The sequence below is a fragment of the Microbacterium sp. BLY genome, assembly GCF_017939615.1.
Taxonomy (GTDB): domain Bacteria; phylum Actinomycetota; class Actinomycetes; order Actinomycetales; family Microbacteriaceae; genus Microbacterium.
In genome coordinates this window covers 2,828,077-2,842,165 of sequence record NZ_JAGKSR010000001.1, presented here as the reverse complement: position 1 = coordinate 2,842,165, position 14,089 = coordinate 2,828,077, and the positions used below count along the sequence as shown (strand labels likewise).

Genomic DNA, 14,089 nt, shown 5'->3' with positions numbered 1-14,089 from the left:
GGTATGCCGTCATGGCGGATCGCAGCCGCGGCCGCCGACGTGTCAACCCCCGGAAGGATCCGGACACCGGGTGCGTTGTCGTCAGTAGGATGAAAGTCGTCCGCTCTCCGTCGCACATCGGCGACGCGGAGCATCGGCAAGCGCCGCGGCGCGGCGCGGATTGGATGAAAGCGATATGGCCACCTACACGCTCCCCGACCTTCCCTACGACTTCGCCGCTCTCGAGCCGCACATCAGCGGCAAGATCATGGAGCTGCATCACGACAAGCACCACGCGACCTACGTCGCAGGCGCCAACACCGCCCTCGAGCAGCTCGCGGAGGCCCGCGAGAGCGGCAACCTCGCGAACGTGAACAAGCTCGAGAAGGACCTCGCGTTCAACCTCGGCGGACACGTCAACCACTCGATCTTCTGGACCAACCTCTCGCCGAACGGCGGCGGCCAGCCCGAGGGCGAGCTCAAGGCGGCCATCGACGAGTACTTCGGCTCCTTCGAGAAGTTCCAGGCGCACTTCACCGCCGCCGCCACCGGCATCCAAGGCTCCGGCTGGGCCGTGCTGAGCTGGGACTCGATCGGCTCGCGCCTGATCATCCAGCAGCTGTTCGACCAGCAGTCCAACACGGCGCAGGGCACGATCCCGCTGTTCCAGCTGGACATGTGGGAGCACGCCTTCTACCTGGACTACCTCAACGTGAAGGCCGACTACGTCAAGGCCGCCTGGAACATCGCGAACTGGGAGAACGTCGCCCAGCGGTTCGAGGTGGCCCGCGAGAAGACGAACGGCCTGCTGGTACTGTCGTAATCGGGTCGCGTCCCGGCGGGCCCACGGCTCGTCGGGGCGCCATCTCAGCCAAAAAACCCGCGCATGGCGCACGCTCGACGGCGGCGCTCGGCGCATGAGAAACAGGGAGACCTGAGTGTCTGTCAAGATCGGTATCAACGGCTTCGGCCGCATCGGACGCAACTACTTCCGCGCAGCTCTCGCGCAGGGAGCAGACCTTGAGATCGTCGCGGTCAACGACCTCACCGACAACAAGACCCTGGCACACCTGCTGAAGTACGACTCGGTCAGCGGCGTCCTCGACGCCGAGATCACGTACGACGACGACAGCATCACCGTCGACGGCAAGGAGATCAAGGCCTTCGCAGAGCGTGACCCCGCCAACCTCCCGTGGGGCGAGCTGGGCGTGGACATCGTCATCGAGTCCACCGGCTTCTTCACCAACGCCGACGCCGCGCGCAAGCACATCGACGCCGGTGCGAAGAAGGTCCTCATCTCGGCTCCGGCCACGGGTGACGACCGCACGATCGTCATGGGCGTGAACGAGGAGACGTACAACCCGGAGACGGACCACATCATCTCCAACGCCTCCTGCACCACCAACTGCCTCGCTCCGCTGGCCAAGGTGTTCAACGACGCCTTCGGCATCGACCGCGGCTTCATGATGACCGCTCACGCGTACACCGCCGACCAGAACCTGCAGGACGGCCCGCACAAGGACCTCCGCCGCGCCCGCGCCGCCGCGATCAACATCACGCCGGCCTCGACGGGTGCCGCGAAGGCCATCGGCCTCGTGCTCCCGGAGCTGAACGGCAAGCTCAGCGGCTCCTCCTACCGCGTCCCGGTTCCCACGGGCTCGATCGTCGACCTCACCCTCATCACGGACCGCGAGAACCTCACGGTGGACGAGGTCAACGAGGCCTACAAGAAGGCTGCGGCCGAGGGCCGTCTGGCCGGGTACCTGCAGTACAACGAGGACCCGATCGTGTCGAGCGACATTGTGCACAACCCGCACTCGTCGATCTTCGACTCGACGCTCACCAACGTCAGCGGCAACCTGATCAAGGTCTCGAGCTGGTACGACAACGAGTGGGGCTACTCCAACCGTCTCGTCGACCTGACCGAGTACGTCGCCGAGCGCATCTGAGCTCCGACACATGACTCTGCGCACCCTGGACTCACTGGGTTCGCTCGAGGGCAAGCGCGTCATCGTCCGTTGTGATCTGAACGTCCCCCTGCGGGACGGGGTCATCACGGACGATGGCCGTGTCCGCGCCTCGCTGCCGACCCTGAAGACTCTCATCGACGCGGGCGCCCGCGTTGTCGTCTGCTCGCACCTCGGTCGCCCGGACGGCGCGCCCGACCCGCAGTACAGCCTGGAGCCGGTCGCGCAGCGACTGTCCGAGCTGCTCGGCGCACCGGTCGCCTTCGCCGGCGACACGGTCGGCGAGGCCGCGAAGGACGCCGTGGCGTCCCTCGAGAACGGCCAGGTTGTCGTGATCGAGAACCTCCGGTTCAACCCGGGGGAGACCTCGAAGGACGACGCAGAGCGCGGTGCCTTCGCGGCGCAGCTGGCCGAGCTGGGTGACGTGCTCGTCTCCGACGGCTTCGGCGTCGTGCACCGCAAGCAGGCGAGCGTCTACGACCTCGCGAAGCTGCTGCCCTCGGCGGCCGGCCTCCTGATCGCGACCGAGCTCGACGTGCTCGACCGCCTGACGGAGAACCCGGAGCGTCCGTACGCGGTGGTGCTCGGTGGGTCCAAGGTGAGCGACAAGCTCGGAGTCATCTCCCACCTGCTGCCGCGGGTGGACCGCATCCTCGTCGGCGGCGGCATGCTCTTCACCTTCCTGAAGGCGCAGGGTCATGCCGTCGCGTCGAGCCTCCTCGAGGAGGACCAACTCGACACCGTCCGGGGCTACATCGCCGAGGCGGCCGAGCGCGGCGTGGAGCTCGTGCTCCCCACCGACGTGGTGGTCGCCGCGTCCTTCGGCGCCGACGCGGACCACCAGGTGGCCGCCGCGGACGCGATCGAGGAGACGGCGTTCGGCTCGTCGGGCATCGGCCTGGACATCGGGCCGGAGACCGCCGCGCGCTTCGCCGAGGTCATCCGCGGATCGAAGACGGTGTTCTGGAACGGCCCGATGGGCGTGTTCGAGTTCCCGGCGTTCGCTGCGGGCACCAAGGCGGTCGCGCAGGCGCTGACCGAGGTCGACGGCCTGAGCGTCGTCGGCGGCGGCGACTCCGCCGCAGCCGTCCGCCAGCTGGGATTCACCGACGACCAGTTCGGGCACATCTCGACCGGCGGCGGCGCATCCCTCGAATTCCTCGAGGGCAAGAAACTACCTGGGCTGGAGGTCCTCGGATGGGCGTGAGCTCCCGTACCCCGCTGATCGCGGGCAACTGGAAGATGAACCTGGACCACCTGCAGGCGGTGGCGTTCGTGCAGAAGCTGCACTGGACGCTGAAGGACGCCAAGCACGAGGACGGATCGGTCGAGGTGGCGGTGTTCCCGCCCTTCACGGACATCCGCAGCGTGCAGACGCTGATCGATGCGGACAAGATCCCGTTCGCGTTCGGTGCGCAGGACCTCTCGGCGCACGACTCCGGTGCGTACACCGGCGAGATCTCCGGGGCGTTCCTGGCGAAGCTCGACGCGAAGTACGTCATCATCGGACACTCCGAGCGTCGCGAGTACCACGCGGAGTCCGACGAGATCGTGGCCGGCAAGGTGAAGGCCGCGCTCAAGCACGGGCTGGTCCCGGTCATCTGCGTCGGCGAGACGGCGGAGGACCTGGAGAAGTTCGGGGCCAGCGCTGTTCCGGCCGGTCAGCTCGAGGCCGCGCTGGAAGGCGTCTCGCCGTCGGCCGACATCGTCGTGGCGTACGAGCCGGTCTGGGCCATCGGCTCCGGACAGGCGGCCACTCCGCAGCAGGCGCAGGATGTCTGCGCGGCGCTCCGCGGCGTGATCGCGAAGGTCCTCGGTGACGACGCGGCCGCCCGCACCCGCATCCTCTACGGCGGCTCGGTGAAGGCGGCGAACATCGCCAGCTTCATGCGCGAGCCCGATGTGGACGGTGCCCTGGTCGGCGGCGCGAGCCTCGTCGTCGACGAGTTCGCGGCGATCATCCGCTTCGAGAAGCACGTCGGCGTGTGAGTGCGGCGGGGCTTCGGCCCCGCTGCACCGTATACTTGACCGTTACGGGGGCGCTCCGGCCCCAGCGAAAGGCTCTTTCCGTGGCAATTCTCGAGTTCGTCCTGCAGGTCGTGCTGGGTATCACCAGCGTCCTGCTGACTCTCCTCATCCTCTTGCACAAGGGTCGCGGTGGCGGCCTCTCCGACATGTTCGGCGGTGGCATGACCACTGCGGTGGGCTCCTCCGGTCTCGCGGAGCGGAACCTCAACCGCTTCACCGTCGTCCTGGCGCTCACGTGGTTCGTCGCCATCGTGGCGCTCGGCCTCATCACGAAGTTCGAGGTGATCTGATGGCTACCGGTGGAAACGCCATTCGCGGTACCCGTGTCGGTTCCGGTCCCATGGGGGAGCAGGACCACGGCTACCACGCCGACCGCATCGCGGTGTCGTACTGGGACGGCCTCGGCAACGAGACGGTGCGCTACTTCGCCGCCGGTCTCCCAGAGGAGGAGATCCCCGAGATCATCGACCACCCGCAGTCGGGTCTCCCGGCCGGGCGCGACAAGGAGAACCCTCCTGCCGTCGCCAAGGCGGAGCCCTACAAGACGCACCTCGCCTACGTGAAGGAGCGCCGCACCGACGAAGAGGCCGTGCAGCTTCTCGAGGACGCGCTCACGCAGCTGCGCGAGCGTCGCGGACAGTAGTCCCGCAGACGTTGAAGAAGCCGCCGTGGCGACCACGGCGGCTTCTTCCGTCTCAGCGGCAGCCCGCGGCCGCGTCGATGTAGTTCTGCGGCGGGTAGCCGTAGGCCCAGACGCCGTTCGCGTCATCGGTGAAGCCCATGCTGATCGCCCAGGCCGTCGCCCACTTCTCGATGCTGTCCTGCGTCGACGAGTCGTACATGTCCTGGCACTTCACGCTGATGGCGTGCCCCACCTCGTGTGCGACGAGCGCCCTGCTGCGTTCCGCGGGCCACTGCTCCGCGACCGAGTTCGACAGCTCGATGACCGCGCGTCCCGGCTCGTCCCACCACCAGGTGGTGTAGCCGCCCATGCTGCCGTTGTACCCGGCGCCGTTCACCACGGGCGCCCAGTCGAACTCCAGCAGCACGCCGGGGGCGAGTGAGCGGGCGAAGGCCTCGATCTCCAGCCGCGCGCCGCGGAGAGGGCCGGCCTTCTCCGCCAGTTCCGCGTTCTCGGCGGAGATCACCTGGACGGCGGCCGTTTGCAGGGCCGCGTAGGTGGTCGCGGCCGCGTCGTCGACTTCCGTGACCGCGAGCGCGTCCGCGGCGGCGTCGCGTAGGGCGATGACGGCGGCGTTGCGGGTCGAGGGGTGCGCCTTCTCGAAAGCGCCGGCCGCCTGTCCGGCCGCGTTGATCACGGCCACGCCGCTCTCGCGCACGGCGTCCAGACCGTCGGAGGCCTGCACGGACGCCGTCGTCGTGCGCTGCTCGATCTCCTCGAGGAGGGACTGATCCTCTTGCAGCCGGGCCGTCGCGGGGAAGAGCTCCCAGAACCACGCGGGTTTGGCGTCGGGCTGCGGGCGCTCCGCAGCGAGGACCTCCTCGGCTTCCGCGCCGATGCCTTCGCCGTCGGCCACGGCGGCGTCCAGGGCATCCCAGACGTCCGCGCCCACGGAGATGCCCGGGGTTCCGGTGTCGATGATGACGTGTCCCGCGTCCGTCGCTGCGATGAGCTCCGTCGTGCGGTGCCGGAGCTCGCTCTGGTGGTTCGTGACCGATCGGGCCGCGTCGGCCACGCGCGCGGCGGCCTCGTCGTACCCCTGATTCGCGGTGAGCTGGGTGACGGCGAATCCCGTTCCCGCTGCCGCCACCGCGACGATGACGGCGAGCAGGACTCCGAGCGGCCGGCGGTTCCGCGGTCGCGCAGGGATCGCGGGGCCGGAGGAGAAGGCGGACGGCAGTCGATGCCCGCCGGGCGAGGGGGCCTCCGTGACGACCGCGACGTCCGGCGGGGGGAGGGCGGTCACGGGGCGCTCATCTCGGCAGGGCCTTCCGGTCGGGAGGTGGTCCTGTCAGCGTAGGCGACGGCGGACGCCTGCACACGCACTGACGTTCGGAAGGAGCGAGGAGAGTGGAGGGGGTGACGGGAATCGAACCCGCGCAATCAGTTTGGAAGACTGAGACTCTACCATTGAGCTACACCCCCGGAACCGGAGTCCGGACTCCAACGATCATAGCGGACGGTCGGGCGTGCTCCCGTCCGTTAGACTCGGTGGGGCTGAATCTGCGTGCGGATTCCCCGGGGCGTAGCTCAGCTTGGTAGAGCGCCCGCTTTGGGAGCGGGAGGTCGCAGGTTCAACTCCTGTCGCCCCGACTCGACCCTCGACCTTTCAGCCGCGTTCCGCGCGGAAACCACAAGGAGAACACACCAGCATGGCGAACAGCACCGTCGAGAAGCTGACCCCGACCCGGGTCAAGCTCACCATCACGGTCACCCCGGACGACCTCAAGCCGAGCATCGCGCACGCCTATGAGCACATCGCGCAGGACGTCCAGATCCCCGGCTTCCGCAAGGGCAAGGTGCCCGCTCCGATCATCGACCAGCGCATCGGCCGCGGCGCCGTCATCGAGCACGCCGTGAACGAGGGCCTGGACAAGTTCTTCCGCGAGGCGACGGCCGAGCACAAGCTGCGCATCGTCGGCCGTCCGTCCGCCGAGATCACCCAGTGGCCGAACGAGAAGGACTTCTCGGGCGACCTGCTCGTCGACGTCGAGGTCGACGTGCGCCCCGAGATCGAGCTCCCCGACTACGACGGCATCACCCTCGAGGTCGACGCCGTGGAGGCCGACGAGGCCGCCCTCGACGCCGAGCTGGACAACATGCGCGCCCGCTTCGGCACGCTGATCCCCGTCGACCGCCCCGCGGCGAAGGGCGACTTCGTCGAGCTCGACCTCGTCGCGACCATCGACGGTGCCGAGATCGACCGTGCGGAGGGCGTCTCGTACGAGATCGGTTCCGGCGAGCTGCTCGAAGGCATCGACGACGCGATCGAGTCGCTGACCGCCGGTGAGGACACGACTTTCCGCTCGGCCCTCGTCGGCGGCGACCACGCCGGCAAGGAGGCGGAGGTCTCCGTCACCGTCAAGGCCGTCAAGGAGCGCGAGCTTCCCGAGGCCGACGACGAGTTCGCGCAGATCGCGAGCGAGTTCGACACCATCGCCGAGCTCCGCGACAGCCTGCGTGAGCGGGTCGCACAGCAGGGCGTCTTCACGCAGGGCTCCGCCGCGCGCGACAAGCTCGTCGAGACGCTGCTCGAGCAGATCGAGATCCCGGTGCCGCCGCAGCTCATCGAGGACGAGGTGCACAACCACCTCGAGGGTGAGGGTCGTCTCGAGGACGACGTGCACCGCGCCGAGGTGACCGAGGCCAGCGAGAAGCAGTTCCGCACCCAGGTGCTGCTCGACACGATCGCCGAGCAGGCCGACGTGCAGGTGTCGCAGGAGGAGCTCTCGCAGTACCTCATCCAGTCCGCCGCGCAGTACGGCATGGCGCCGCAGGAGTTCGTCGAGGCGCTGCAGTCCTCGAACCAGCTCCCCGCGCTGGTCGGCGAGGTCGCGCGCAACAAGGCGCTCGCGATCGCGCTGGGCAAGGTCAAGGTCGTGGACACGAACGGCAAGGCCGTCGACCTCTCCGACTTCGTCGTGACCGACGACGAGGCCGAGGCCGAGACGGAGACCGCTGCCGAGGCCGAGGAGAAGCCGGCCGCGAAGAAGAAGGCTCCGGCCAAGAAGGCGGCCGCCAAGAAGGACGCCGACGCGGACGAGAAGCCCGCCGCGGAGAAGAAGCCCGCGGCCAAGAAGCCGGCGGCGAAGAAGGCTCCGGCCAAGAAGGACGCCGACAAGGCCGAGTGATCGACAGGATCGGATGAAGAGGGCGGATGCTGCGGCATCCGCCCTCTTTCTCATCGAGGGAAGGGCGACGAGATGACCAGCTGGGATGAGCGCATCGACCAGGTGTGGGCGGAGGCCTCCGGAGAGGAGGTCGGCGAGGAGACGATCGCGCGCATCGACGCTCTCGCGGCCGAGCGGGGCGCGGACGACGCGCGCGCCGAGTTCGAGCGGGCCGGTGCCCGTGACTCCGCGGGACGCCCGGCAGAAGCCGTCGAGCTCTATCGTCGAGCGCTGGCACTCGGCCTCGATGAGGAGCACCGGCCGCAGTGCGTGATCCAGCTGGCGAGCTCGCTGCGCAACCTGGGCGAGTACGACGAGGCGTTGCGGGTGATCCGCGCCGAGGAGGAACGGTCAGCGGACGGCCCGTATCGCGACGCGGTCGCGGTCGTGCACGCGCTCATCCTCGCCAGCGCCGGGCGACCGGCGCAGGGCCTGTCGGTCGCCATCCTCGCCCTCGTCCCTCACCTCCCGCGCTACCACCGGTCGATGACCGCCTACGCCCACGAGATCGCGGGCGCCGACACCTGATATGCCGACGGCGAACACGACCTGGGTGCCGTGCGCGCGCCGGTAGATTCGAATCACTGAAACACGGAAGCAGGAGCTGACATGGCTGAACCCCTCGTCGCGACAAGCGTCTTCGACAGGTTGCTGAAGGACCGCATCATCTGGCTCGGCTCGGAGGTGCGAGACGACAACGCCAACGAGATCTGCGCGAAGATCCTCCTTCTCGCCGCCGAAGACTCCGAGAAGGACATCTACCTCTATATCAACTCGCCCGGCGGCTCTATCACCGCAGGCATGGCGATCTACGACACGATGCAGTTCGTGCCGAACGACATCGTCACCGTGGGCATCGGCATGGCCGCGTCCATGGGTCAGCTGCTGCTGACCAGCGGCACCAAGGGCAAGCGGTACATCACGCCGAACGCCCGTGTGCTGCTGCACCAGCCGCACGGCGGCTTCGGCGGCACGGCGAGCGACATCCAGACCCAGGCGCAGCTCATCCTGTCGATGAAGAAGCGTCTCGCCGAGATCACCGCGTCGCAGACCGGCAAGCCCGTCGAGCAGATCAACGCCGACGGTGACCGCGACCGCTGGTTCACGGCGGAGGAGGCCCTCGAATACGGCTTCGTCGACCACATCCGCGAGCACGCCAGCGACGTCACCGGCGGCGGCGGCACGGGCGTCGAGTAAGGATTCGAGAGGACACCATGTACACACCCACGTTCCAGTCCGCCGGAAACCTGCCCTCCAGCCGTTATGTGCTGCCGCAGTTCGAAGAGCGCACCGCCTACGGCTTCAAGCGCCAGGACCCGTACAACAAGCTGTTCGAAGACCGCGTGATCTTCCTCGGCGTGCAGGTCGACGACGCGTCGGCCGACGACGTCATGGCGCAGCTCCTCGTCCTGGAGAGCCAGGACTCCGAGCGCGACATCACCATGTACATCAACTCGCCCGGTGGCTCCTTCACCGCGATGACGGCGATCTACGACACGATGCAGTACGTCGCGCCGCAGATCCAGACCGTCGTGCTCGGCCAGGCGGCCTCGGCCGCGTCCGTGCTGCTCGCGGCGGGTGCCCCCGGCAAGCGTCTCGCGCTGCCGAACGCCCGCGTGCTGATGCACCAGCCGGCGATGGGGGAGGCCGGCCACGGTCAGGCGTCCGACATCGAGATCCAGGCGGCGGAGATCCTCCGCATGCGCACCTGGCTGGAGGAGACCATGGCCCGTCACACCGGCAAGCCGGTCGAGCAGGTCAACCGCGACATCGATCGCGACAAGATCCTCTCGGCCAACGAGGCGCTGGAGTACGGCATCGTCGACCAGGTGCTGACCTCGCGCAAGCGCGCGTAGCTCACCCGCAGAAAGGGACGTCCGTCGGTCGGCGGACGTCCCTTTTCGCGTCTCCGGCGAATGCGCGCGGGAGGATGCCGTTGGTGCGCATATGAGCAGATGCGTGCGCGAACGCTGAATCGGGCCTACCCTGGAGAAGGGAAGGAGGACGCCGTGGAAGAAGATCTGCTCATGGTCCGGGTCGCCGAGCTGTACTACGACGAGGACAAGACGCAGGACGAGATCGGTGGTCTCCTGAAGATCTCCCGCTGGAAGGTCGGGCGCCTCCTCACGCAGGCGCGGCAGCGCGGCATCGTCCGCATCGAGATCGTCCACCCGCGCGCCCGCCGTCTCGGTCTCGAACGCGAGCTCGTCGAACGGTTCGGGCTCACCGACGCCGTGGTCGTCCCGTCGCCCGAGGGCGATGAGGGAACACTGGAGCGCGTCGCCCAGGCGGCCGCTGACTTCCTGACCGCCCTGCGTCCCGTTCCGCGCACTCTCGGGGTGAGCTGGGGCAAGACGCTCCGCGCCGTGGCCGAGGCCCTGCCCGACGGCTGGGCGAACGGCGTCACGGTCGTGCAGCTCAACGGCGGTGTCAGCCTCAACCGGCGTTCGGGCGGGGCCGCGGGACTCGCGGTGACCATCGCCCAGCGCGCCTCCGGCCAGGTCTCGCTGCTGCCGAGCCCCGCGATCCTGGAGCACGTCGAGACGAAGCAGGCGATCGAAGGCGACCGCACGGTCGCCGCGGTGCTCGAGGAGGCCGCGGACGCCCAGGCCTTCCTGTTCACCGCCGGCCCGTGCGATGCGACCTCCGCCCACGTCGAGAACGGCTATCTCACGGCCGACGACGTCGAGGAGCTCGCGCGCCGTGGCGCCGTCGGCGACGTCCTCGGGCGCTACGTCGACGCCGAGGGCAACATCGTCGACCCGCAGCTGGACGCCCGCACGGTCGGCGTCTCGCTCGACCGCCTGCGCGGTGCCGCGCGGGCCATCTTCGTGACGGCGGGCCCCGCCAAGCACGACATCGCGCGCACGGTCGTGACCAGCGGCCTGTGCGGGGTCCTGGTGACCGATGAGACCACAGCACGAGCATTGTTGGAGGAACAGTGACGACGACAGAACTGAGCCGCAGGACGGCGGTGGACGTCCTCGGCGGTGAGCCGGATGACGCCACCCTCCGTCGCTTCCTGCACGGCCTTCCGGGCGTGGACGCCGTCGGTCTGGAGCAGCGCGCTGCCGGCCTCGGCACCCGCTCCATCAAGACGACGTCGAAGGCGTGGGCGCTCGACACGATCATCAAGCTGATCGACCTGACCACCCTGGAGGGGGCGGACACCCCCGGCAAGGTGCGCTCCCTCGTCGCCAAGGCGAAGAACCCCGATGCCGCCGACCCCTCGACCCCGCGCGTCGCCGCGGTCTGCGTCTACGGCGACATGGTCGGCGACGCGGTCGCGGCTCTCGGCGCCCTGCATGGCGACCCCGACGACGGCCTCATCTCCGTCGCCGCCGTGGCCACCGCCTTCCCGAGCGGGCGGTCCTCCCTCGCGATCAAGCTCGCCGACACAGCGGAGGCGGTCGCCGCCGGTGCGGACGAGATCGACATGGTCATCGACCGCGGTGCGTTCCTGTCCGGCCGTTACGGGCTGGTGTTCGACCAGATCGCCCAGGTCAAGGAGGCCTGCCGTCGTGAGGACGGCTCGTATGCCTCGCTCAAGGTGATCCTCGAGACCGGCGAGCTGAACACGTACGACAACATCAAGCGCGCGTCCTGGCTCGGCATCCTCGCGGGTGGCGACTTCATCAAGACGTCGACCGGCAAGGTGCAGCCGGCGGCGACGCTGCCGACCACGCTGCTCATGCTGGAGACGGTGCGCGACTGGTATCGCGGCACAGGGGAGCGCATCGGCGTGAAGCCTGCCGGCGGCATCCGCTCGTCCAAGGACGCGGTCAAGTACCTGGTGACGGTCGCCGAGACCGTGGGGGAGGAGTGGCTCCAGCCGCACCTGTTCCGCTTCGGCGCCTCGAGCCTGCTTAACGACGTGCTCCTGCAGCGTCAGAAGCTCACCACCGGCCACTACTCCGGCCCCGACTACGTCACGATCGACTAGGAAATCCGACATGTCATTCCTGGAATACGCTCCGGCTCCGGAGTCCACGGCGGTGCTGAACCTCAAGGACAGCTACGGGCTGTTCATCGACGGCGAGTTCGTCGACGGCTCCGGCACGCCCTTCCGCACCATCTCCCCGGCGACGGAGAAGGAGATCGCCGAGATCGCCTCCGCCGACGACGCGGACATCGACCGCGCCGTCGCCGCGGCACGTCGCGCCTACGACAAGGTCTGGTCCCGCATGAGCGGCCGCGACAGGGGCAAGTACCTGTTCCGCATCGCCCGCCTCGTGCAGGAGCGCGCCCGCGAGCTCGCCGTCGCGGAGAGCCTCGACAACGGCAAGCCGATCAAGGAGAGCCGCGATGTGGACGTGCCGCTCGTCGCGTCCTGGTTCTTCTACTACGCGGGGTGGGCCGACAAGCTCGACTACGCAGGTCTGGGCGCGAACCCGCGCGCCCTGGGCGTCGCCGGGCAGGTCATCCCGTGGAACTTCCCGTTGCTGATGCTCGCCTGGAAGCTCGCGCCCGCGCTGGCGGCCGGCAACACGGTCGTGCTCAAGCCGGCAGAGACCACGCCGCTGACGGCGCTGATCTTCGCCGAGATCCTCCAGCAGGCCGATCTCCCCGCCGGTGTCGTGAACATCGTCACCGGAGCCGGGGCGACCGGTGCCGCGCTCGTCCGTCACCCGGACGTCGACAAGGTCGCCTTCACCGGCTCGACGGGTGTCGGCCGCGACATCGCCCGGGCCGTCGCCGGGACGAACAAGAAGCTGACACTGGAGCTGGGCGGCAAGGCCGCGAACATCGTGTTCGACGACGCGCCGATCGACCAGGCGGTCGAGGGCATCGTCAACGGCATCTTCTTCAACCAGGGACATGTCTGCTGCGCGGGCAGCCGCCTGCTGGTGCAGGAGTCGATCCACGACGAGGTCGTCGACCGGCTGAAGAACCGGCTGTCGACGCTGCGTCTCGGTGACCCGCTCGACAAGAACACGGACATCGGCGCGATCAACTCCGCCGCGCAGCTCGCCCGCATCCGGGAGCTCAGCGACATCGGCGAGGCCGAGGGCGCGGAGCGCTGGACCGCCGACTGCGCGATCCCGGAGCAGGGCTTCTGGTTCGCCCCGACGATCTTCACCGGCGTCGAGGCCTCGCACCGCATCGCCCGCGACGAGGTCTTCGGCCCGGTGCTGTCGGTCCTCACCTTCCGGACCCCGGCCGAGGCGATCGCCAAGGCCAACAACACCCCGTACGGTCTCTCCGCCGGCATCTGGTCGGACAAGGGCTCGCGCATCCTCGCGGTCGCCGACCGGCTGCGCGCGGGCGTCGTGTGGGCGAATACGTTCAACCGTTTCGACCCGTCGAGCCCGTTCGGCGGCTACAAGGAGTCCGGGTACGGCCGCGAGGGCGGTCGCCAGGGGCTCACCGCCTACCTCAAGGGAGCCGCAGCATGAGCAAGCGACTGACCGTTCCGAAGACCTACAAGCTCGCGATCGGCGGGGCCTTCCCCCGCAGCGAGTCCGGCCGCACATACGAGGTCGTCTCCCGCAAGGGCGCCTTCCTCGCCAACGCCGCCAAGGCCTCCCGCAAGGACGCTCGCGATGCGGTGGTCGCCGCGCGCGCCGCCGTCAAGGGCTGGTCGGGGGCGACGGCCTACAACCGCGGCCAGGTGCTGTACCGCGTCGCCGAGGTGCTCGAGGGGCGTCGCGCGCAGTTCGTCGACGAGATCGTCGCGCAGGAGGGCATCTCGTCCTCGGCGGCCACGGCGCAGGTCGACGAGGCGATCGACCTCTGGGTCTGGTACGCCGGCTGGTGCGACAAGTACGCCCAGGTGGCTGGCAACGCCAACCCCGTCTCCGGGCCCTACTTCAACATCTCGGTGCCCGAGCCCACCGGTGTGGTCGCCATCGTCGCCCCGCAGGACTCGGCGCTGCTCGGCCTGGTCTCGGTCGTCGCCCCGGCGCTCGTCGCCGGCAACACCGTCGTCGTGATCGCGAGCGAGCAGTACCCGTTGTCGGCGATCAGCCTCGCCGAGGTGCTGGCGACCAGCGACGTCCCCGGGGGCGTGGTGAACGTCCTCACCGGCTCGCCGGCGGAGATCGCCCCGTGGCTCGCCTCCCACCAGGACGTGAACGCCCTCGACCTCGCCGGGGCCGGCGCCCTGGAGTGGGTCGACATGCAGATCGCCGCCGCGGACACGCTGAAGCGCGTGCTCGCCCCCGGCGACGTGGTCGCGTCGCCGGAGCGGATCGCCGCCTTCACCGAGGTCAAGACGGTCTGGCACACGAAGAGCATGGTCTGACGACCGCCACCGGGGAGCC

Annotated in this window: 15 protein-coding genes and 2 tRNA genes; 15 read left to right on the top strand and 2 right to left on the bottom strand. The window is 69.0% G+C overall.

The window, feature by feature from the left end; translation table 11 throughout:
- Nucleotides 1–175: 175 nt before the first annotated feature.
- From KAF39_RS13940 to KAF39_RS13915, 6 genes are all read left to right on the top strand, one after another.
- Entirely contained in the window at nt 176–802 is a 627-nt protein-coding gene (locus KAF39_RS13940; RefSeq protein ID WP_210677782.1) for a superoxide dismutase, read from the top strand.
- A 115-nt stretch (nt 803–917) separates the two neighbouring features.
- Entirely contained in the window at nt 918–1,928 is a 1,011-nt protein-coding gene (gene gap / locus KAF39_RS13935) for a type I glyceraldehyde-3-phosphate dehydrogenase (RefSeq protein WP_025105026.1), read from the top strand.
- Nucleotides 1,929–1,938: 10 nt separating this feature from the next.
- On the top strand, nt 1,939–3,153 hold the full coding sequence (gene pgk, locus KAF39_RS13930) for a phosphoglycerate kinase (protein ID WP_210677781.1): 1,215 nt from the start codon (nt 1,939–1,941) through the stop codon (nt 3,151–3,153).
- The gene (gene tpiA, locus KAF39_RS13925) at nt 3,144–3,935 is read left to right on the top strand and encodes a triose-phosphate isomerase (protein ID WP_210677780.1); all 792 of its coding nucleotides are present in this window, start codon (nt 3,144–3,146) and stop codon (nt 3,933–3,935) included. The genes pgk and tpiA overlap by 10 nt, the downstream gene beginning before the upstream one ends.
- 80 nt (nt 3,936–4,015) lie before the next feature.
- Nucleotides 4,016–4,264 carry a preprotein translocase subunit SecG gene (gene secG, locus KAF39_RS13920; protein ID WP_101845144.1) on the top strand — a complete coding sequence of 83 codons (249 nt, stop codon included), beginning with the start codon at nt 4,016–4,018 and terminating at the stop codon, nt 4,262–4,264.
- Nucleotides 4,264–4,617, top strand: coding sequence for an RNA polymerase-binding protein RbpA (locus KAF39_RS13915; protein WP_025105022.1), 354 nt, complete (start codon nt 4,264–4,266; stop codon nt 4,615–4,617). Before secG ends, KAF39_RS13915 begins: the two co-directional genes overlap by 1 nt.
- Nucleotides 4,618–4,669: 52 nt before the next feature.
- Here KAF39_RS13915 and KAF39_RS13910 read toward each other — a convergent pair whose 3' ends face one another.
- Together KAF39_RS13910 and KAF39_RS13905 are read right to left on the bottom strand one after the other, a co-directional pair.
- Nucleotides 4,670–5,902 carry a hypothetical protein gene (locus KAF39_RS13910; protein WP_210677779.1) on the bottom strand — a complete coding sequence of 411 codons (1,233 nt, stop codon included), beginning with the start codon at nt 5,900–5,902 and terminating at the stop codon, nt 4,670–4,672.
- 105 nt (nt 5,903–6,007) lie between these two features.
- Nucleotides 6,008–6,081, bottom strand: a tRNA-Gly gene (locus KAF39_RS13905).
- 94 nt (nt 6,082–6,175) lie between these two features.
- Here KAF39_RS13905 and KAF39_RS13900 point away from each other — a divergent pair.
- From KAF39_RS13900 to KAF39_RS13860, 9 genes are all read left to right on the top strand, one after another.
- Nucleotides 6,176–6,249, top strand: a tRNA-Pro gene (locus tag KAF39_RS13900).
- A gap of 59 nt (nt 6,250–6,308) precedes the next feature.
- Nucleotides 6,309–7,787: a trigger factor gene (tig, locus tag KAF39_RS13895; protein ID WP_210677778.1), complete on the top strand. Its 1,479-nt coding sequence runs from the start codon at nt 6,309–6,311 to the stop codon at nt 7,785–7,787.
- Nucleotides 7,788–7,859: 72 nt separating this feature from the next.
- Entirely contained in the window at nt 7,860–8,354 is a 495-nt protein-coding gene (locus KAF39_RS13890) for a tetratricopeptide repeat protein (protein WP_210677777.1), read from the top strand.
- 81 nt (nt 8,355–8,435) lie between these two features.
- Nucleotides 8,436–9,023, top strand: a complete 588-nt coding sequence (locus KAF39_RS13885) for an ATP-dependent Clp protease proteolytic subunit (RefSeq protein ID WP_025105018.1) — start codon at nt 8,436–8,438, stop codon at nt 9,021–9,023.
- Nucleotides 9,024–9,040: 17 nt separating this feature from the next.
- The gene (locus KAF39_RS13880) at nt 9,041–9,682 is read left to right on the top strand and encodes an ATP-dependent Clp protease proteolytic subunit (protein ID WP_025105017.1); all 642 of its coding nucleotides are present in this window, start codon (nt 9,041–9,043) and stop codon (nt 9,680–9,682) included.
- Between the two features lie 153 nt (nt 9,683–9,835).
- Nucleotides 9,836–10,771: a sugar-binding transcriptional regulator gene (locus KAF39_RS13875; RefSeq protein WP_187661738.1), complete on the top strand. Its 936-nt coding sequence runs from the start codon at nt 9,836–9,838 to the stop codon at nt 10,769–10,771.
- Complete coding sequence (gene deoC, locus KAF39_RS13870; protein ID WP_210677776.1) at nt 10,768–11,769, top strand: deoxyribose-phosphate aldolase; 1,002 nt, start codon at nt 10,768–10,770, stop codon at nt 11,767–11,769. Before KAF39_RS13875 ends, deoC begins: the two co-directional genes overlap by 4 nt.
- 10 nt (nt 11,770–11,779) lie before the next feature.
- Nucleotides 11,780–13,222 carry an aldehyde dehydrogenase family protein gene (locus tag KAF39_RS13865; protein ID WP_062766778.1) on the top strand — a complete coding sequence of 481 codons (1,443 nt, stop codon included), beginning with the start codon at nt 11,780–11,782 and terminating at the stop codon, nt 13,220–13,222.
- The gene (locus KAF39_RS13860; RefSeq protein WP_210677775.1) at nt 13,219–14,070 is read left to right on the top strand and encodes an aldehyde dehydrogenase family protein; all 852 of its coding nucleotides are present in this window, start codon (nt 13,219–13,221) and stop codon (nt 14,068–14,070) included. The genes KAF39_RS13865 and KAF39_RS13860 overlap by 4 nt, the downstream gene beginning before the upstream one ends.
- The last annotated feature ends 19 nt before the right edge of the window (nt 14,071–14,089 follow it).